The organism is Cohaesibacter marisflavi (assembly GCF_963665895.2).
GTDB lineage: Bacteria > Pseudomonadota > Alphaproteobacteria > Rhizobiales > Cohaesibacteraceae > Cohaesibacter > Cohaesibacter marisflavi.
In genome coordinates this window covers 4,511,785-4,529,703 of the sequence record NZ_OY762534.1, presented here as the reverse complement: position 1 = coordinate 4,529,703, position 17,919 = coordinate 4,511,785, and the positions used below count along the sequence as shown (strand labels likewise).

The window sequence follows — 17,919 nt, the reverse complement described above, 5'->3', positions numbered from 1 at the left end:
TGCCTCACGGCCACATCCCGCTCCTTGCCGATCAAATATGTCATTGATCAAAAAGCCGGAGCGGCAAACTCAACGTGACTGTATAAAGACCACTCCCATTCGAGTTATCTTCTAGCTATCGCTTTTGCGCCCGGCGTTCAAGCAATATCAAATCTCTTCGGCTCCAGCACTGAACTCTTTCAGGCCCGATTCCTAAAGCCTCAGGGGCAGTTCGCTTCAAGACGCCCAGTAAACCGGTAGCCTTAAACCGCGCCCCACTTTTGCAAATGAAAGATGCATTCACAAGTCCACATTTAGGGCAAATGCGCAATTCCAACCGCAATTAAGAAACAGAATTGGCTACCAACCAACTCTTTCCATTTGCCTCATTCAAAAGGCCCTTGCTTCAGCCGCATCAGCTGTCGGCGATCCCTTTTGGTAGGGCGCCCGGTATGAGCCTCATGGGCAATGCCGGTGTCCGTTTCATCCTGCTTCTTTTCAGGAGCTGGTGAATGATCGTTATAAAGAAGCTGAGCCTCCGGAGCCGGCCCTCTGCGAGTACCAAGAGCCACAACTTCAAGGATGCGGATATGCCCCGCCTTGGCAATTGTCAGCACATCTCCAGGCTTGATCTGCCGACTGGCAGCAGACACCTTTTCCTTGTTCACGCGCACATTGCCCGCGGTTACAAGCTTGGCCGCCAGGCTTCTGGTCTTGGCGACTCGGGCAAACCAGAGCCACTTGTCTATGCGCAGTTTGGCACTTTCTTCGCTCATCACTCACCCAATAAAAAGGCACGCCGGAAAGCCGCCCTGTAATGCGACCTTGCGGCATGCCGATTGATTGATCCCGAACCGGTTCCCGTGGGAACAGGCTTATTTCTTGTTGTCCAGATTGGCCTTCAAGGCAGCCAATGCTGCAAATGGCGAATCTGGATCTGCAACCTTCTCTGGCTTGCGAGAGGACTGATCACGCGGTTTGCCGCGGCCCTTATCGCCGCCACCAGAGCGATTGCCGCCCTTGAAACCGCCTTCAGAGCGAGGACCATTGCGCTTTCCACCCTTGCGGAAATCCTTTTGGCCATCTTTCTGCCCCTCATTACGCCCACCGGCGCGAACACCGGGCTTCTGACGCTGACCGGACCGATTCGGGCGGCGATCGCCACGACCACCCGGACGCCAGATTTCAAGCCACTGCTCTTCTTCCTCTACAGCCTCGGTCGCAGCATCTGAAGGGGCAGTTTCTGCTTCCGCAGAGCCCTCAGCTACAGGTGTACTATCCTGTGGAGAACTTGCCTCTGCAGCCGCTTCAGCCGGAGTTTCTTCCGCAGAAGGAGCAGATTCGGCAGTCTTTTCAGCGGCCGCATCCCCATTGGAATCATCTTTGGCAGCATCCGCTTCGGCCGGAGTCGGCTCGATCTTACGGCGCTCAACACGATATCCCAACGACTTCAGGATGGTGGAAAAGTCTTCTCCCGCACAACCCAGAAGAGACGTCATGGCAACCGTCACGGTGAAGCCACGATCCATTACCCCTTCAGGTGGTTCAGGTGATTCCTCGGTTGGACGCCAGCTCAGGAGCGGACGAATAAGGTCTGCCAGACGCTCGAGAATATCGATGCGAACAGCGCGCTTGCCATAGACACCAAAGCCCACGGTCTTGTAGAGCGCCGGAGAAACAGCCTCGTTGACCGGTATCGACGTACGCCCCGAAGCGGACAAGGATGGCACCTCAACGACGCCTTCCTGATCGATCCCGCCATTATGCAGAGCCCACATCATCACCAGCAAAGTGCTGGGGGCAGGCTTCAGCAGCGCCGGAATATAGATATGGTAGGCACCAAATCGAACTCCGAACTTGCGCAAGGAAGCACGGGCATCCTGATCCAGAGAACGGACGTCCTCCGCAACCGTCCTACGGTCCAGAATCCCAAGATTTTCAACCAGTTGGAAAGCCAAACCTTTGGCAATTCCATCCAATTCTTCCGTGCTGGACAGCTCAACCAGAGGCTGCAGCAGGAGATTGACATGGTTATTCAGCCAGAGGTTGATACGCGATTGGACATTTTCGAGTGCCGCACCGCTTAAACCTTCATCTGCCAGGATGGTCAGACGCGGTTTCAAAACCGTATCGCCAGCCACCATTTTGGCAATCGGGGCTCCCTGCCAACGCAGCATGCCGTCACCAGACAGCAAGAACTGATCATTGGCCGCTCCGGCTATTTTTTCCGATCTGTTTTCGAATTCGACAGACAGGACCTTCTGCGCAGCGGCATGAATGGCTTTGGCATCGTTGCCTTCGGCACTCACATCGGGCGCAAAGCGAAATCCATGCAATTGACCAACATGCTGGCCTTCTACCAGCACGTCACCGGCAGGAGTAATTTCCGCTTCGAGCATTGCTTTTTCTCTCAGACGTTTCATCAATACACTAGTGCGCCTATCTAGGAAGCGCTTGGTAAGTCGCTCATGCAGGGCGTCGGACAGACGATCCTCCACGGCTCTGGTTTTCTCTTGCCACAAAACAGGATCATCTAGCCACCCCTTTTTGTTAGCAACAAAGGTCCAAGTGCGGATATGTGCAATTCTATTGGCGAGTGTGTCAATATCGCCATCAATTCTATCCGCATATGAAATTTGTGCAGCAAGCCATTCCTGAGACAAAGTGCCCCGGTCCTCAAGCTGCTGGAACAGCATACCAATCAATTCGGCATGATTGGTAGGCGCAATCTTGCGATAATCGGGAACTTGACACACATCCCACAGTAATTTGAGCTGATCGGGCTCATGAACCCGCTGTCGGATATCCCTGTTCTTGTATAACAGCTCCAAAGCCTGCACATCGCTCGCAGGCAAAGATCGCGTCAGCCCCGGACGCCCCGGCGCTACTTCAAGCGACGCAATCAGATCGGTATAGCTGGAAAAGTCCAGCAGCCGGTTACGCCATTGCAGCATCTTGATGGGCTGGAAGACGTGCATCTCAAGCTGCTCGACCAGATCATCCTCAAATGGCGCCACCCGGCCCGTCACCCCAAAGGTGCCATCGCGTGTGTGCCGCCCGGCCCGGCCTGCGATCTGGGCCAGTTCCGGCGCGGTCAGGCGTCGATGTTGGAAACCGTCAAACTTCTTCTCTGCCGCAAAGGCAATGTGATCAAGATCCAGATTGAGCCCCATACCAATCGCATCTGTTGCAATCAGATGCTCAACGTCTCCGTTCTGAAAGAGTTCCACCTGCGCGTTCCGCGTGCGCGGGCTAAGACTGCCCATAACAACCGCCGCCCCACCTCGCTGACGCCGGACAAGCTCCGCGATGGCATAGACATCATTGACCGAGAAGGTGACAACCGCAGAGCGTCTTGGCAGGCGAGACAACTTTTTCTGCCCGATATAGGAAAGCTGTGAGAGCCTGGGACGGGAAATGATGGTCGCATGAGGTAGAAGCATCTCGATCATCGGCTTCATGGTCTCTGCGCCAAGCAGGAGCGTTTCTTCCCGTCCACGCAAATGCAGCAGCCGATCGGTAAAGACATGCCCGCGTTCGAAGTCAGACGCCAATTGCACCTCGTCAATCGCCACGAAGGCGACATCGGCCTGGGCGGGCATCGCTTCGACCGTGCAGACATGATAGCGCGCCCCATCGGGAACGATTCGCTCTTCGCCTGTATGCAAGGCCACGAGATCCTTGCCCACCTTGTCCACCAGCTTGCCATAGACTTCGCGGGCCAGAAGGCGCAAGGGAAGCCCGATAATTCCCGAGGAATGAGCCACCATGCGCTCGATGGCCATATAGGTCTTGCCGGTATTGGTTGGCCCCAAAACAGCCGTTACGCGTCCCTGCGCCCCTGGATTGGAAGCCTTGCCCCCGAATTCATCGGCCCAGCCGGGCGCCCTGATGCCGAGCATCTCAGCCTGATTGGTCTTGTTCCGCGCAGAAGGGGCTGGCGCAGGCCGCACCACAGGCCTTGCAGGCTTGGCGGGTCGCTCACCCTCAAGATCTTTCGCAAATGCATCGGCAAAGGAAGACGATCCCGTCGCATCGGACGTCGATGCCTTGGCCGTGTTTGCCTTCTTGGCTGCACTGGCCTTTGCCTTCTCTTCCATCTTGCGAAAGTCAACAGCATCGGGATCTTCGCTCTGCCCCTTTGCCATTTGAGCGCCCTGCGAACGGGCGTGGCGCATAAGCTCCGCTTCGATGCCGGAAAATCCGCCAGCCGGATCGGCTTTCAATGCACGCTTCTTTTCCGCTGCCCGGCGGGCCTTGTCGGCCTCGGCCTTCCTGTCGAGTTCGGTTTTCAGGGATTGTCCGAATTCAGCCAGCGAAGCAAAGGGAGAATCGCTATCGTGTTTTTTGCTCATGGGCCTGGCAATAGCCTATCTCTGAGCCAATCATCGTCAAATGTCGGCTCAGTCATTGTCTTAATCCAAGCGAGGTGGCAACGGCTTAAAGCATCGCCAACCCATTTCACGTCAGATAGTGGCCCAAACGCCTAAACGCAACAAGAAAGCGCCAAGTCACATCTGCTTGACCAATATCATGACAACAATTCACCCCATCCGCAACGGTCACGCGCATCTGCAGGCTTGACGAAGCCCTATTGGTAAAAACAATTACCCGCCGAGGCAAATTAATAATTAGAACGAGTCTGGAACGAATCATGGCCGAATCGGCGACTCCCGCAGATTCCTATTTTGTTCTCAACAGATCTGGATGACATTTTTACGTCAGCCACTAAATCTGGTGCCGCCCAAATTTCAGATGCGAACAGGGCTTGAAATTCCTTAACCCGAGCCTTCGGAATTTTTAATCAAGACGCTCCAATATGAAACAAACCCGCTTTTTCAATCCATTAAACAGACGGGCCCTCCACCATGGCTGCCGTTAACCATTTGAACGCAGCCTGAACAAAATCAGCACGAATCGGCTATGTGCACATGTTTTTGATTTGTTCTCACCAAATATACACAGAAAGAGAGATTGGTTACCATATCTAGTGATGCCCCCACAGCATCAAGACCATGAGATATGGACCTGCCGCAGCTTCGTTAAGACATTTTCCCGGAATGAGACACTTATGCAGGATTCCGCCAAAAGTCCGTTCGCAAATTGCAAACAGCCGGCTCCGGCCTTGTTGGCCACCAACAGCTTGATCATTGATCTTAGGCTTTGAACTCAGGCAATAAAAAAGGGGCCCCAAGGCCCCTTGCACTCAATTCATATTGAAGACCATTTATTTGATGGTCAACTCGCGCGCTGACAACACCATGCGTCCAACCATCGTGCCGATTTGCAGCCTGTAGACGGCGACCACAGGTTCATCACCAACAGGAACGAACCAAGCTTCCAGATCCTTGTTCTCTTCCATATATTTGGTGCTCTTCTTGTTCGGGCGATGCCCAGCCACAAATCGGATACGGGCACCACAGACCGTTGCCGGACCCGAATAGGCATTCTTTCGCGACGAGCGGATCTCTTTGGTTTCCTTGTAGAACAGCTCGATATTATAGCGCCAGCGGCCATCGAACATGCGTACCGTGCGATTGCAGACAGACTTTCCGACCCTGTGCTTGTTGGAGCGCACTGACATCAACAGGCCGCTCAGCGGATCGACAATACCGCGCGTATGCACACGCCGCAGCGGAATACGGTCCGAATGTTTAGAGAGCGGTGGAGAGGCGGAAAAATCACTCACATTGCCCGACCGCATCGCGATCTGAACAATATTGTGGATCTTGTCTTCCTTGGAATTGAGGGCATACATGGAGGGCAACATGCGATCGCCACGGAAAGAGCCCTCACTGACAGCCCGCCCCTTGCTATCGATAAACAGGCGCGAGATACCAGACGTCTTGGCAAAAGCATCGATGGAATAGCGGTGCCCTTTAACCGAGGCCTCCACCGAGCCGCTTCCCACAGGGATGCCCGCAATGGAAATGGCAAATTTCGCATCGATGTCCGTGGCTTGGGCCTGAGGCGCAAAGGCAGCAAAGCCCAGCGCAGCACCGGCAATAGCCACTGCGCGCAAGGGCACCGTCCATTTTGCGGCCCCAGCTGGAAAATTTTTGCCAAGTGAGGTCATGCGTTTTCGTTCAAGCATGGTTTTCCCCAAACACCCTAAAATCTACAGCCCGGTTGTCTTATTGAACAATTCGGCTTTGTTGACCAATTGGATTTGATGACAATCTGTCCCCAGCCCTGAGAAACAAAGCGGTGCCAATAGACCAATCACCAGATATCTCTGTCCCACTCTCACTGAATATGGTTAACAAATTACAATCACGCGTCCTACGCAAAGTTCGGTATAAGAAAAGTGACCGGGAACTGCGCTACTTATGCAACGCTACACACAAGTCTGCAGCGCATCCGCTCAACAAGAGCGTGCATAATGAAGCGCAATCGCCTATTGAAAACCGACAATGGCGCAGGGGTTATTCGCAAAATAAGTCAGAATCTTGAAAAGAACACGCGAAACCACCCAGAAATGCTTGACGAGCGGCGCAAGGATCACTATACCGAGGCAACTTTCCGCCGTCGAGCATCCTAGCAAAACGGCAGAACACAGAACAGAAAATGAGCGGGCGCCATTGGCGTCCTACTAATTTGTGAGGGATTTTCCATGGCACGTCGCTGTGAACTGACCGGCAAAGGCGTTCAGTCCGGTAACAATGTCAGCCACGCAAAAAACAGAACCCGCCGTCGCTTTCTGCCAAATCTGGTGAATGTGACTCTGCTGAGCGATACACTCGGCACAGGTTTCAAGATGCGCGTCAGCGCTCACGCTTTGCGTTCTGTTGAACATCGTGGCGGCCTTGACGCTTTCCTGGCCAAAGCCAAAGAAGCAGATCTGTCAGCCAATGCGCAGCTGATCAAAAAGAAAATTGAAAAAGCACAGGTTGCTGCATCTTAATGCAGTTTCGGATTAGTCCGAAAATCTGGCTTGATCGTTAAGAAGCAGCGCCTCTTTTGGCGCTGTTTTCATATCCAACGCTGCTTTGGGCTATTCTCCCATTCGCGGCTAACATCAAGGAGGGTGACATATGGTTGCTACTCGTAAAACCCTTGGCCTTTCCGTTCTGGCCATGGTGGGCGTCGTTGCTGCGTCCAACTATCTCGTTCAATTCCCGTTCAAACCGTTTGGCCTGCAGGATCTGTTGACCTGGGGCGCCTTCACCTATCCGATGGCGTTTCTGGTAACCGACCTGACCAACCGCAAATGCGGCTCCAGGAATGCACGCATAGTGGTCGCCGCCGGTTTTGCCATCGCGGTTCTGATCTCCATCTGGCTTGCCACCCCGCGCATTGCCATCGCATCCGGCTCAGCCTTTCTGGTCGCCCAACTGCTCGATATCACGGTCTTCAACCGCCTGCGCCGCAACAGCTGGTGGAAAGCCCCGCTGGCTTCTTCCTTCTTCGGTTCGGTTCTCGACACGGTGATCTTCTTCGGCTTCAGCTTTGCTGCGTCCTTTGCCTTTCTTGATACAAGCTTTGGCATGACACCGGATGTCTTCCCGACAGAAGCCTCTTCTCTGCTGAGCCTTGGCCTGATTGATGCGCCGCGCTGGGTCAGCTGGGCAATCGTCGATTATTCCTGCAAGATGTTTGTCGCGCTCCTGATGCTGGCGCCTTACAGATTGCTGCTCAGCCGTCAGGACGCTCTGCCAGCAACCGCTTGAAAGAAGCGGGAGTAAGAATAGAACCCCATCCATGCAAAAAGCCGGTCAATTCCAGACCGGCTTTTTCTATATCCCTTACCGTCATTGTCACCCGTTGTCAGCCATGTTTGCTTACATACGGGTTAGCGATTCGCAGGCAGACGAAACTGCAACAACAGTGTGCTCTGTAGAAAATTGAAATTATCATCAGACATGAGCGTAATCAGATTGTCTCCCGCCCCGCCCATCGGCTGAATATCCAGCGCTTCCATGTTATCCATACCATCGCCCAGATTGGCGCGGAACAGCAAATCGGTGTGAGCGATCGGTCCGGCCTGGAAGTCCTCTGCCCGCACCCGCCGCATTTGCACGACGAGCCCACCCAGAATGGAAAAATTCCGCTCAAGAATAACGAGGTCACCCTCTTGGGTGAAATCCGCATCCGCAGCCAGCAATTCCCCGGACTGAGGCAATGAGAAAGCCAGTGGAGCCCCTGCACCAACAATCCAGCCCAAGATGCGTCCATTCTTCGGTTTCTCGGAAAGAACCACAAAACCTCCGGCAAAAGGGTGTCCGTCGGGAATGGTCGCGATGGACTCCAGCCCCCGGTTGGCCTGATTGGCTTCATCGATCTCGCGCGACAAGGGAAGAAGTCCCTCAAGCCGCAGCAACTCGTTACCCTTAAGGCTATAGCGCGTCACCCGTGTCTCGCCCTCAAAGCTCACAAAAGCCTCACCGCCCTTGATCGCAAGTCCCTCGGAATCCCTGCGCCATCTTGGTAGCTCGACGCCGACACCGGGCAAGGGACGTATGGACGTATCCGCAAGCGTGATGGGGCGTTCCCCCTCACGGACAAGACGGGCAGACAGAACACTGCCCCTGTCACTGATCGCCAGAAAATGATCTGGATCCACGAAGGCAAGACCGGAAAAGCCACCAAAGGTCGGCTCATCGCTGGAAAGCGTGAGGCCACCAAGCCATTCCAACTGACCATAGGTTGTCCGCCCTGAAGAAAACCGCCCGAGACGGTCGATAATCTGGGCAGAAACATCAATGGCAATGCTGCTCGGCGCAGCCTTGGGCAACGCCTCCATGGGAGCGGCCTGCCCCTGCGAAGAAAAGCAGGCCGCAAGGATCACCAAAACAGAAAAGCAGACTGACAATCGCAGTCTGCTTTTCATAAACAAGCCGGTCTTTCTGGACAGCATGCCCTTACCGCCTCCTGAGGCGACGCGACGGCGCATGAGGCTCCTGAGACACATTCTCATCGAACAATTCCGCCAGCTTCTCGGTCATGGCGCCGCCAAGCTCTTCGGCATCGATGATCGTCAACGCACGCTTGTAATAGCGCGTCACATCATGGCCGATACCAATCGCCAAGAGGTTGACCGGAGAGCGCGTTTCGATCTCTTCGATCACTTCGCGCAGATGCTTCTCAAGATAGGTGCCTGCATTGACGGACAGCGTGGAATCATCAACCGGCGCCCCGTCCGAGATCATCATCAAAATCTTGCGCTGTTCGGGCCGCATCAGCAAACGCTTGTGCGCCCAATCCAGAGCCTCCCCGTCAATATTCTCCTTGAGCAGACCTTCGCGCATCATCAGGCCAAGATTGCGCCGCGACCGGCGCCATGGGCTATCGGCAGACTTATAGATGATGTGACGCAAATCATTCAGACGCCCCGGATTGGCAGGCTTGTCAGCCTTCAGCCACGCCTCGCGGGATTGACCGCCCTTCCAAGCCTTGGTCGTAAAGCCAAGGATCTCGACCTTCACATTGCACCGTTCCAGCGTGCGCGCCAGAATATCGGCACAGACAGCAGCAATGGAGATCGGACGCCCGCGCATAGAGCCCGAATTATCCAGCAGCAAGGTCACAACCGTGTCGCGGAATTCGGTCTCTTGCTCCCATTTGAAAGAGAGCGGCCGCATGGGATCGGTGACGACGCGGGTCAGCCTTGCGGTATCCAGCAGGCCTTCTTCCAGATCGAAATCCCAGCCACGATTCTGCTGAGCCAAAAGCCGGCGCTGCAAACGGTTGGCCAGACGGGCAACGACCTGATGCATATTCTGCAATTGCTTGTCCAGATGCCCGCGCAAGCGATCCAGCTCAGCCTGCTCGCACAATTCCTCGGCATGAATGACCTCATCAAAGGCACGGGTAAACACCTTGTAGCCCTTGTCCGGTTCATTCTTGCCATAGTCCGGTGGCATGACGGATTCGCCGGTATCATCGCCATCCAGCTCATCAAAGTCATCCATGTCCTGACTGAGCTGCTCATCAGCCTCGGACTGGCCACCTTCCAGATCGTCGGCACCGGCTTCTGCCTGTTGCTGTTCTTCCTGCTCACCGCCTTCGGCATCTTCGGAATTGTTGCTGCTATCAGCATTTTCTTCCGCGCCATTGTCGGTGTCGTCAGCATTCTCTTCGCTGTCTTCAGCTTCGCCGCCAAGATCATCGGCCACATCGAGATCCGCCAGAACCCGCCGCAGATGCCGTGCAAATTTGGTCTGGTCGAGCATATCCTCGCCGATAGTGTCCAGACTGTCGCCAGCAGTCTCTTCCACCCAGCCGCGCCATTGCTCCACCAGATGATGGGCAGAATCAGGAATTGGCGCGCCGGTCAACTTCTCGCGCACCAAGAGGGACAACACATGATCAAGCGGCGCTTCTTCCACACGGGAGGAATCGCCACTAACAAAGCGGCTGTAGCGGTCTTCGAGCATGGCAGAGACATTTTGCGCCAATCCCGCCATCTGTTGGGAGCCGATGGCTTCCACGCGCGCTTGCTCAACGGCGTCGAAAACACCGCGAGCCCTTGCCCCATCCGGAGCAAGCTTGGCATGCACCCGCGGATCATGGCAGGCCACACGCATGGCCAGACTGTCCGCCTGTCCACGCAGAATTGCCGCCTTTTCCTTGGTCAGCGCACGCGGCGGTTCAGGCAGGCGAGCCTGCCCGTTGATCAGCATCGGGCGGTCCGCCGAAAAATGCACATCCAACTCGACGGGCCCGGCAATCGCCTTGAGCGTACCGCCCACCGATTGCTTGAACCGTTCGTTTGGATCAACAGATCCGCCCAGTTTGGATGAAGACTTGCTCGACATGCCTTGTTATTCCTGCCTGTTCCCTCTTGATCGATGCAGTGACGACAAGCCTTAGCTTACGGCCACATTCAGGGATGATTCTGGCAATTCCTCACCGAAACACCGCTGATAGAATTCAGCCACCAAAGGCTGTTCTAGCTCATCGCATTTATTGAGGAACGTAACCCGGAAGGCAAAGCCAAGGTCGCCGAAGATATCGGCATTTTCAGCCCATGTGATCACCGAACGCGGGCTCATGACCGTCGACAGATCACCATTCATGAAGGCATTACGGGTCAAATCGGCTACACGCACCATCTTGTTGGCTGTGTCCTTGCCATCGTCACCGATAAGGGATTTGACCTTGGCCAGCACAATATTCACTTCGTTATCGTGCGGCAGATAGTTAAGCGTGGTCACGATAGACCAGCGGTCCATCTGGCCCTGGTTGATCTGCTGCGTACCATGATACAGCCCCGAAGTATCCCCAAGGCCAACCGTGTTGGCCGTTGCGAACAGGCGGAAAGCCGGATGCGGACGAATGACGCGATTCTGGTCAAGCAGGGTCAGGCGACCGGCCACTTCCAGCACGCGCTGAATAACGAACATCACGTCTGGACGACCGGCATCATATTCGTCGAACACCAGCGCCACATTATTCTGCAATGCCCATGGCAGAATACCATCGCGAAATTCGGTGATCTGCTTGCCATCCTTCAGGACAATCGCATCCTTGCCGATCAGATCGATTCGGGAGATGTGGCTATCGAGGTTGACGCGCACGCAAGGCCAGTTGAGGCGCGCTGCGACCTGTTCGATATGAGAGGACTTACCCGTGCCGTGATAACCGGAAATCATCACGCGGCGGTTGTGGGCAAAACCCGCAAGGATCGCCAGCGTGGTCTCCCTGTCAAACAGATAATCAGGATCAAAATCAGGCACATGATCGCTTTTTTCACTGAAGGCAGGAACCATCAGATCGATATCAAGGCCGAATACATCGCGCACAGACACCTCGGTATCCGGCAAATTGGAAATCTCGTTGCTCATATCATTCATAACACTGCTCTGGATGAGGCCGCTCTCGACTCGCATATACGTCACTGGAAAGGGTTGTGATCAACACCTGAAGATGGCCTTCTGGAAAAGCCTAGCTGTTCAGTTGGGCAACTTAAAGCAAACGCGACCGAAAAGGAAAGGAAAGATTATGTCTTTCTGCCTACAACGCGAAAAAAGGATACGAAGCGCGAAGCAGACTAGAAGCGTAAAAAGGCACCAGCTGGGCCTCGGGTGGTCTGGCCAATGAAGGCCAGACACCGGGCATAACTATCCAACATAGCCGCCTGCACGCAGGGTATTATAGGCTGCGATCACGTCTTGCAGACGTTCTTCGCAAGCCCGATCCCCTTTATTGAGGTCCGGATGGTTCTCTTTGAGCAGGCGCTTATAGGCGCGCTTCACATCATCTGCGGTAGCAGGCAGCGTCAAGCCGAGCGTTTCAAAAGCCTTGGCCTCCAATGGACGCAATTTGCGGGTTTGGTCCTGGTGACGGGAGCGACGTTTCATGCGCTCTGCGGCACGCTGGGCCCGACCATTGGAAAAGCCGGTTGTCTCCCAGCTCTTGCCCATGGTTTCACCCGCCTTGTCAGTCGCATTACCCCATGCGTTGACACCCATTTTCCAGGTTGGACGTTCGCCAGTGACCGTGCTTGCCTTGGCGGTATCGGCAGTGTCGTCATCCATACCGGTAAAATAGTTGTAGTTCTTGTTGAACTCACGGGCATGCGCCTCACAGAAATTGTGAAACTCGCGACCACCCGAGCCACGCTTTGGAGCCTTGCAGCCGCCCTTCTTTTCACACCCAGGCCACTCGCACGTTTCTTCTTGCTGTTTCTTTTTACGACGATCCGTATCAGGCTTGATGCGGATAGAGTCGAACAGTTTCGAGTCGAGGTTCATGAATCTAATCTTGTCTCCGGACGCCGGTTATCTCTCGTGTCGGTTTCTCTAGTGTATGATCATGGAGGCAAACTGCGCCGAAAACACAGCGCTGAAACACTCCAAGTTGCTCTTTTGGCAGCCATCTCGAAAAGAAAAGCCATCAAAGGCCCTTCCAAGATGCCGCCAAGGATGACAGGATCACAAATTGCAAATGAGCAATTCGAACTTGAACTCTATTGCAAAACGGGAAAATCGTTCCCATTTGCGTAAAGATAACAAAGAGACCCAAATCACCCCAAAATCAGGAAGTGCGACAGTTCACCATTCCCAGCCATGACCGTCAAGCAGAACATCGAGAAAAAATTGAACAATCAACTTCAGCCCACAATGTTAGAGGTGATTGATGAATCAGACCTTCACATAGGTCACGAGCACGCGCGCCCCGAAGGGGAATCCCACTTCAGAGTCCGCATAGCAAGCCCTCTCTTTGCAAACCTCTCTCGGGTCCAGGCCCACAGAATGGTGCATGATATTATCAAAGAAGAGCTAAAAGGTCCAATCCATGCGCTCGCGCTGGAAACCATAAAGCCCTGAAGGATAAGCGGCGAGAAAAGCCGCCCCCTATTGCACCGGCTGCACCGGCGTGATCCGCAAAGACGTAATCCTGTTTCTTTCCTTGCGCAACACACGGAAGCGGAAATTATAGAAAGTGAAGCCCTGCCCCGGCTCGGGGATCTGGCGGGCTTCATGGATGACAAGCCCGGCAATCGTCGTGGCTTCTTCATCGGGCAATTCCCAATCAAGCGCCCTGTTGAGGTCGCGGATCGGTACCGATCCATCCACCAATACAGAGCCGTCAGGCTCCTTGCGCACACCCTTGACGTCGATATCATGCTCGTCGGCAATGTCGCCGACAATTTCCTCGATGATGTCCTCAAGAGTGACCAGCCCCATCACCTCACCATATTCATCAACCACCAGCGCGAAGTGACTCTTGCGCTTCAGAAAGGCATTGAGCTGCGCCTTGAGGCTCGTCGTATCCGGCACATACCATGGCTCGGATGCCACAGCGACAATATCCAGATCCTTGGCTTCGCCCTTCACTTCGGATAGCGCCCGCAACACATCCTTGGCATGCAGAATACCAATGAAATTGTCTTGCTCACCCTGCCAGAGGGGAATGCGGGTATATTGGCTCTTCAGCACCTGCTCGACGATGGATTCCGGCCCGTCATCCAGATTGATGGACTTGACGCCCGTGCGGTGAACCATCACGTCAGATACATCCAGCTCGGCCAAATCCAGCAAACCGCCAAAGCGGTCCTTGTCGGCCTTGACCACACTGCCTTCCATATGCAGCAAATCAACCGCACCGCGCAATTCATCCTGCCCCGACTGGGCATGATTGTCTTTGGCCTCAATGCCCAGCATGGCGATAATGCGCGTCACGATCCATTCAACAGCCGCCATGGCAGGGCCAAAGACCTTGGTGATCACATTGACATAGGGTCCAACCCGCAAGGCAAAGCTGTCCGGATCCGAGATCGCCCATGTTTTCGGCAAAACCTCGGCAAAGACCAGCACAACAAGGGTCATGACCAACGTTGCATAAACAACGCCGGTTTGCCCGAACAGATTGATGAACAGGCTGGTGGCCAGCGCAGACGCGAGAATATTGACCAGATTGTTGCCCAACAGCAGCGACCCGATCATCCGCTCTTTGATCTGGAGCAGTTGGTTGACGGCCTGCGCGCCCGGTTCGCCATTTTTCTCCTTCTGGTGCATGCGAGCACGAGAAGCAGCGGTCAGCGCCGTTTCAGAGCCGGAAAAGAAGCCCGACATCACAATCAAGATCAGTATAGCCAGAGCAATCAGCCAAAGCCCGGTAGCCATCAACCCAGTTTCTCCTCAAGGAAAGCACGCACCGCAGCTGGCTCAACACCCTTCTCCACGAAGGATTGGCCAAGGCCACGCGTCAGAATGAAATTCAGATTTCCCCGGGACACTTTCTTGTCCTGAGCGATATAGTCCATCAAAAGGTCCACTTTCGGCAATTGTCCCGGAATGTCCCTTATATGGGTAGGCAACCCCACTGCTTGCAAGTGGGCAACCACACGATCTGTCACCGCCGCATCGCAAAGCCCTAGTCGGGACGAAAACTCATGGGCCAGAACCATGCCGATGGCCACGCCTTCTCCATGCACAATGCGCTCGGCATCATATTCGGCCATGCCTTCCAGGGCGTGCCCGAAGGTATGCCCCAGATTAAGCAAGGCACGCTGGTTGGCTTCTTTTTCATCGGCAGCCACCACATCGGCCTTTGCCTGACAGGAACACGCAATCGCTTCTTCCCGCTCCGGTCCCCCATCAAAAATGCCCTGCCAGTGACGTTCCAGCCACTCAAAGAAATCCGGATCATTGATCAGGCCATATTTGGCCACTTCCGCATATCCAGCCTTGAAATCGCGTGGCGTCAGGGTATCCAGAACAGCCGTATCAGCCAGCACCAGATGCGGCTGATTAAAAAGCCCGATCAGGTTTTTGCCATGACTGGTGTTGATCCCCGTCTTGCCACCGACTGACGAATCCACTTGTGACAGCAGCGTTGTGGGCACCTGAATGAAGCGCATACCACGCCGGACAATTCCGGCGACAAAGCCTGCCAGATCGCCGATGACACCGCCGCCGAGCGCAATGACGATATCGCCCCGCTCCAGCTTGCTATCCAGAACGGCATCTGCGGCCTTCATCAGGCCCTTGTAGCTCTTGCTCTTCTCTCCCGGCTCCATGACGATCACATAAGGATCGACACCAACCTCCCGCAAAGAGGCCTCGGCGGTATCCAGATGCAATCCGGCCACGTTGGAATCGGTAATGATGACGGCTTTGGATGAGGGAAACAGCGTCTTGAATGCCTCCCCTAGGCCGGAAAGGATCGACCGTCCGATCAGGATGTCATAACTGCGTTCACCAAGATCGACGCGCACCGTGCGCTTCACACCATCTATCATTTTATTCCCTCAATCCTCAAAAAAGCCCCAGAAAAGCAACTTCGCCCCCCAACTAACGGTCGATCAGACCGTCGCGACAGACTGCTACTGTCAGGCGCTCGCGCAGCGATCTCCAAAGATCTTTCATTCAGCACCATCATTTGCCAAGAGACCAAACGGCCTTCCGGTCACCCCTTGTCGGCAATACCGGTGTGGCTCTCCAGAGCCTCGATGACGGATGTTACAATACGATCATGGGGGGCCTCTTTCGAAAGCACCATAACATCGGCCGTTGCATAGACAGGATAGCGTTCATCCATCAGGCGGCGCATGACACCCTCGGGGTCGGGATCTTTAAGCAAAGGGCGATGGGATCTGCGCCGGACGCGCTCCATCAACACATCGAATTCGGCCTTCAGCCAAACGGAAACACCACGTTCGGCAACCAATGCCCGCGTTTCATCATTCATCCACGCGCCGCCCCCGGTGGCAATCACCTGATCGCCTTCATCAAGCAGGCGCGCAATCACGCGTTTTTCGCCATCGCGGAAATGAGCTTCCCCATGCTGCGCAAAAATTTCGGCAATGGTCATATTGGCAGCTGCTTCGATCTCATGGTCGGCATCGCGAAAAGGGATGGACAACCGTTTGGCCAGACGTCGTCCAATCGTTGTCTTGCCAGCGCCCATGAGCCCGACGAGCACGATCGGGCGCCCGCCAAGGGCTGCCACAACGCGTGCTTCCCGTTCTTTGTTACCAGCTGTCTTCGTATCCGCCATATGCGTCCCTGCGCCCGTACACCCTGTCCCGTTAACGATTGGCCCAGATTTGCGCTGGAAAGGTCAAATCTGTCAAGCAACCATTTCAAATTCAACGCTTTCAAAGCGCTACCGTCCCCAATTCAACCAAAAGGGATTGGAAAGGCTCGCCAAATAAATGACATTAACAAACTATTGATGCTAGGTTGGCACGATAATATCGCAAAAACCAAAATCAAGGATTGTTCAATGCCTAGTCTGATCAAAGCACTTGTGTTTCTTCTCGTTCTGGGCGGACTGGTCGCGGGGGGCATCTTTGCGCTGGCCAATTTTGTTGAGCCGACACAGCGCGAAATGGTCGTCCGCATCCCGTCCCGAACCATCAACTGATCCCTAGTCATTCTCTTGACCCGAGCAATTCTTGAACTCGACAAACACCCAATCTGATATCCCCCTTTAGCCGAGATACCGTCGTGACACTGGCAAACCATCAGGCCATTCATCTCTTTCTGGATTCCATGAGCGCGGAAAAAGGCGCCTCGGGCAACACGCTCGATGCTTACCAGCGCGATCTGGACGATCTGGACAGCACGTTATCAGCCAAGGGCATAAAATTCGAAAGCTGCGCCAGCGAGCATCTGCGTGACTATCTGGCGGATTTAGCCGATCGTGATCTGGCCGCCTCCAGCGTTGCCCGAAAAATCTCGTCCATTCGACAGCTCTTCCGCTTTCTTTATCGCGACGGCTTCCGCTCCGATGATCCTTCCACCATGCTCAAGGCTCCCAAACGGTCCCGACCATTGCCCAAGATTCTGACCGTGCAGGAAGTGGACCGCCTCATTGAAGCGGCCCGTTTCAATGCGTCGCTGGAAGGCCCTACTCCGAAACGGCAGATTCGTGCCATGCGGCTTTATGTGCTGCTGGAGCTGCTCTATGCCACGGGCTTACGCGTCTCCGAACTGGTAACGCTCCCCAGTTCTGCCGCCCATATGGACGGGCAGTTTCTCTCTATTGTCGGCAAGGGCAACAAGGAACGTCTGGTGCCTTTGTCAGAGCGGGCAAAGGAAGCCATGCGCGATTACCGTGCCATGCTCAAGGAAACTGGCGCCCCCAAAAGTGCCGGCGCACAGCCATGGCTTTTCCCCTCATCCGGCAAAGAAGGGCACTATACCCGGCAGGCCTTCGCCCGCGAGCTGAAGGCCTTGGCGGCCGATGTTGGCCTTGATGCGGGCTCCGTTTCTCCCCATGTTCTGCGCCATGCCTTTGCCAGCCATCTGCTGCAAAATGGTGCCAACCTGCGCGCCGTGCAAAAATTATTGGGCCACAGTGATATTTCAACAACCCAGATCTATACCCATATTCTGGATGAGAGACTGATTGAGCTGGTGGAGCACCACCACCCGCTGTCTGATCACTTCGAACCGAAAGCAGAATAAATCCGGCGCGACCTATTTCCGCCATTGTCTTAATCATAGTTGTTGTTAATGGCTCAAAGCTGAGGCCGAACCATGTCTG

Annotated in this window: 16 protein-coding genes; 6 read left to right on the top strand and 10 right to left on the bottom strand. The window is 54.7% G+C overall.

Annotation, left to right across the window (positions count from 1 at the left end; translation table 11 throughout):
- Nucleotides 1-365: 365 nt before the first annotated feature.
- The 3 genes from ACKPCT_RS21100 to ACKPCT_RS21090 form a co-directional block, all read right to left on the bottom strand.
- On the bottom strand, nucleotides 366-755 hold the full coding sequence (locus tag ACKPCT_RS21100; protein WP_319567886.1) for an RNA-binding S4 domain-containing protein: 390 nt from the start codon (nucleotides 753-755) through the stop codon (nucleotides 366-368).
- A gap of 99 nt (nucleotides 756-854) precedes the next feature.
- The gene (locus ACKPCT_RS21095) at nucleotides 855-3,764 is read right to left on the bottom strand and encodes a helicase-related protein (protein WP_319569449.1); all 2,910 of its coding nucleotides are present in this window, start codon (nucleotides 3,762-3,764) and stop codon (nucleotides 855-857) included.
- A 1,442-nt stretch (nucleotides 3,765-5,206) separates the two neighbouring features.
- Entirely contained in the window at nucleotides 5,207-6,073 is an 867-nt protein-coding gene (locus ACKPCT_RS21090) for a DUF3108 domain-containing protein (protein WP_090073856.1), read from the bottom strand.
- Between the two features lie 288 nt (nucleotides 6,074-6,361).
- Here ACKPCT_RS21090 and ACKPCT_RS21085 point away from each other — a divergent pair, with 288 nt between their 5' ends.
- The 3 genes from ACKPCT_RS21085 (at nucleotide 6,362) to ACKPCT_RS21075 (ending at nucleotide 7,649) form a co-directional block, all read left to right on the top strand.
- Nucleotides 6,362-6,520, top strand: a complete 159-nt coding sequence (locus ACKPCT_RS21085; protein ID WP_319567885.1) for a hypothetical protein — start codon at nucleotides 6,362-6,364, stop codon at nucleotides 6,518-6,520.
- 72 nt (nucleotides 6,521-6,592) lie between these two features.
- On the top strand, nucleotides 6,593-6,883 hold the full coding sequence (gene rpmB, locus ACKPCT_RS21080) for a 50S ribosomal protein L28 (protein WP_090073858.1): 291 nt from the start codon (nucleotides 6,593-6,595) through the stop codon (nucleotides 6,881-6,883).
- Between the two features lie 130 nt (nucleotides 6,884-7,013).
- Nucleotides 7,014-7,649 carry a VUT family protein gene (locus tag ACKPCT_RS21075; protein ID WP_175528103.1) on the top strand — a complete coding sequence of 212 codons (636 nt, stop codon included), beginning with the start codon at nucleotides 7,014-7,016 and terminating at the stop codon, nucleotides 7,647-7,649.
- A gap of 122 nt (nucleotides 7,650-7,771) precedes the next feature.
- Here the strand turns inward: ACKPCT_RS21075 and ACKPCT_RS21070 are convergent, their stop codons facing one another.
- The 4 genes from ACKPCT_RS21070 to ACKPCT_RS21055 all read right to left on the bottom strand — a co-directional run bounded on the left by ACKPCT_RS21070 (nucleotide 7,772) and on the right by ACKPCT_RS21055 (nucleotide 12,674).
- Nucleotides 7,772-8,809, bottom strand: a complete 1,038-nt coding sequence (locus ACKPCT_RS21070) for an esterase-like activity of phytase family protein (RefSeq protein ID WP_319567884.1) — start codon at nucleotides 8,807-8,809, stop codon at nucleotides 7,772-7,774.
- A gap of 31 nt (nucleotides 8,810-8,840) precedes the next feature.
- On the bottom strand, nucleotides 8,841-10,736 hold the full coding sequence (gene cobT, locus ACKPCT_RS21065) for a cobaltochelatase subunit CobT (RefSeq protein WP_090073860.1): 1,896 nt from the start codon (nucleotides 10,734-10,736) through the stop codon (nucleotides 8,841-8,843).
- A gap of 51 nt (nucleotides 10,737-10,787) precedes the next feature.
- Nucleotides 10,788-11,765, bottom strand: a complete 978-nt coding sequence (cobS, locus tag ACKPCT_RS21060) for a cobaltochelatase subunit CobS (protein WP_407062733.1) — start codon at nucleotides 11,763-11,765, stop codon at nucleotides 10,788-10,790.
- A gap of 276 nt (nucleotides 11,766-12,041) precedes the next feature.
- Nucleotides 12,042-12,674 (bottom strand): J domain-containing protein, encoded by a 633-nt coding sequence (locus tag ACKPCT_RS21055; protein ID WP_090073863.1) that lies wholly within the window; start codon nucleotides 12,672-12,674, stop codon nucleotides 12,042-12,044.
- 315 nt (nucleotides 12,675-12,989) lie between these two features.
- Here ACKPCT_RS21055 and ACKPCT_RS21050 point away from each other — a divergent pair, with 315 nt between their 5' ends.
- A complete protein-coding gene (locus tag ACKPCT_RS21050; protein ID WP_319567883.1) occupies nucleotides 12,990-13,250 on the top strand; it encodes a BolA family protein in 261 nt (86 codons plus the stop codon).
- 27 nt (nucleotides 13,251-13,277) lie between these two features.
- On the opposite strand, the gene ACKPCT_RS21045 is transcribed toward ACKPCT_RS21050, so the two are convergent.
- The 3 genes from ACKPCT_RS21045 to ACKPCT_RS21035 all read right to left on the bottom strand — a co-directional run bounded on the left by ACKPCT_RS21045 (nucleotide 13,278) and on the right by ACKPCT_RS21035 (nucleotide 16,425).
- A complete protein-coding gene (locus ACKPCT_RS21045) occupies nucleotides 13,278-14,549 on the bottom strand; it encodes an HlyC/CorC family transporter (protein WP_090073868.1) in 1,272 nt (423 codons plus the stop codon).
- On the bottom strand, nucleotides 14,549-15,667 hold the full coding sequence (aroB, locus tag ACKPCT_RS21040) for a 3-dehydroquinate synthase (RefSeq protein ID WP_319567882.1): 1,119 nt from the start codon (nucleotides 15,665-15,667) through the stop codon (nucleotides 14,549-14,551). Before aroB ends, ACKPCT_RS21045 begins: the two co-directional genes overlap by 1 nt.
- 167 nt (nucleotides 15,668-15,834) lie before the next feature.
- Complete coding sequence (locus ACKPCT_RS21035; protein WP_090073872.1) at nucleotides 15,835-16,425, bottom strand: shikimate kinase; 591 nt, start codon at nucleotides 16,423-16,425, stop codon at nucleotides 15,835-15,837.
- A 228-nt stretch (nucleotides 16,426-16,653) separates the two neighbouring features.
- On the opposite strand from ACKPCT_RS21035, the gene ACKPCT_RS21030 reads away from it, so the two are divergent.
- Nucleotides 16,654-16,794, top strand: coding sequence for a histidine kinase (locus ACKPCT_RS21030; RefSeq protein ID WP_090074125.1), 141 nt, complete (start codon nucleotides 16,654-16,656; stop codon nucleotides 16,792-16,794).
- Between the two features lie 128 nt (nucleotides 16,795-16,922).
- A complete protein-coding gene (locus ACKPCT_RS21025; RefSeq protein ID WP_407652500.1) occupies nucleotides 16,923-17,840 on the top strand; it encodes a site-specific tyrosine recombinase XerD in 918 nt (305 codons plus the stop codon).
- Nucleotides 17,841-17,919: the final 79 nt, after the last annotated feature.

Coding starts and splice junctions, on each gene's coding strand:
- ACKPCT_RS21100 (WP_319567886.1), bottom strand. CDS start 755: ATGAGCGAAGAAAGTGCCAAACTGCGCATAGACAAGTGGCTCTGGTTT.
- ACKPCT_RS21095 (WP_319569449.1), bottom strand. CDS start 3,764: ATGGCCATCGAGCGCATGGTGGCTCATTCCTCGGGAATTATCGGGCTT.
- ACKPCT_RS21090 (WP_090073856.1), bottom strand. CDS start 6,073: ATGCTTGAACGAAAACGCATGACCTCACTTGGCAAAAATTTTCCAGCT.
- ACKPCT_RS21085 (WP_319567885.1), top strand. CDS start 6,362: ATGAAGCGCAATCGCCTATTGAAAACCGACAATGGCGCAGGGGTTATT.
- rpmB (WP_090073858.1), top strand. CDS start 6,593: ATGGCACGTCGCTGTGAACTGACCGGCAAAGGCGTTCAGTCCGGTAAC.
- ACKPCT_RS21075 (WP_175528103.1), top strand. CDS start 7,014: ATGGTTGCTACTCGTAAAACCCTTGGCCTTTCCGTTCTGGCCATGGTG.
- ACKPCT_RS21070 (WP_319567884.1), bottom strand. CDS start 8,809: ATGAAAAGCAGACTGCGATTGTCAGTCTGCTTTTCTGTTTTGGTGATC.
- cobT (WP_090073860.1), bottom strand. CDS start 10,736: ATGTCGAGCAAGTCTTCATCCAAACTGGGCGGATCTGTTGATCCAAAC.
- cobS (WP_407062733.1), bottom strand. CDS start 11,765: ATGAGCAACGAGATTTCCAATTTGCCGGATACCGAGGTGTCTGTGCGC.
- ACKPCT_RS21055 (WP_090073863.1), bottom strand. CDS start 12,674: ATGAACCTCGACTCGAAACTGTTCGACTCTATCCGCATCAAGCCTGAT.
- ACKPCT_RS21050 (WP_319567883.1), top strand. CDS start 12,990: ATGACCGTCAAGCAGAACATCGAGAAAAAATTGAACAATCAACTTCAG.
- ACKPCT_RS21045 (WP_090073868.1), bottom strand. CDS start 14,549: ATGGCTACCGGGCTTTGGCTGATTGCTCTGGCTATACTGATCTTGATT.
- aroB (WP_319567882.1), bottom strand. CDS start 15,667: ATGATAGATGGTGTGAAGCGCACGGTGCGCGTCGATCTTGGTGAACGC.
- ACKPCT_RS21035 (WP_090073872.1), bottom strand. CDS start 16,425: ATGGCGGATACGAAGACAGCTGGTAACAAAGAACGGGAAGCACGCGTT.
- ACKPCT_RS21030 (WP_090074125.1), top strand. CDS start 16,654: ATGCCTAGTCTGATCAAAGCACTTGTGTTTCTTCTCGTTCTGGGCGGA.
- ACKPCT_RS21025 (WP_407652500.1), top strand. CDS start 16,923: ATGAGCGCGGAAAAAGGCGCCTCGGGCAACACGCTCGATGCTTACCAG.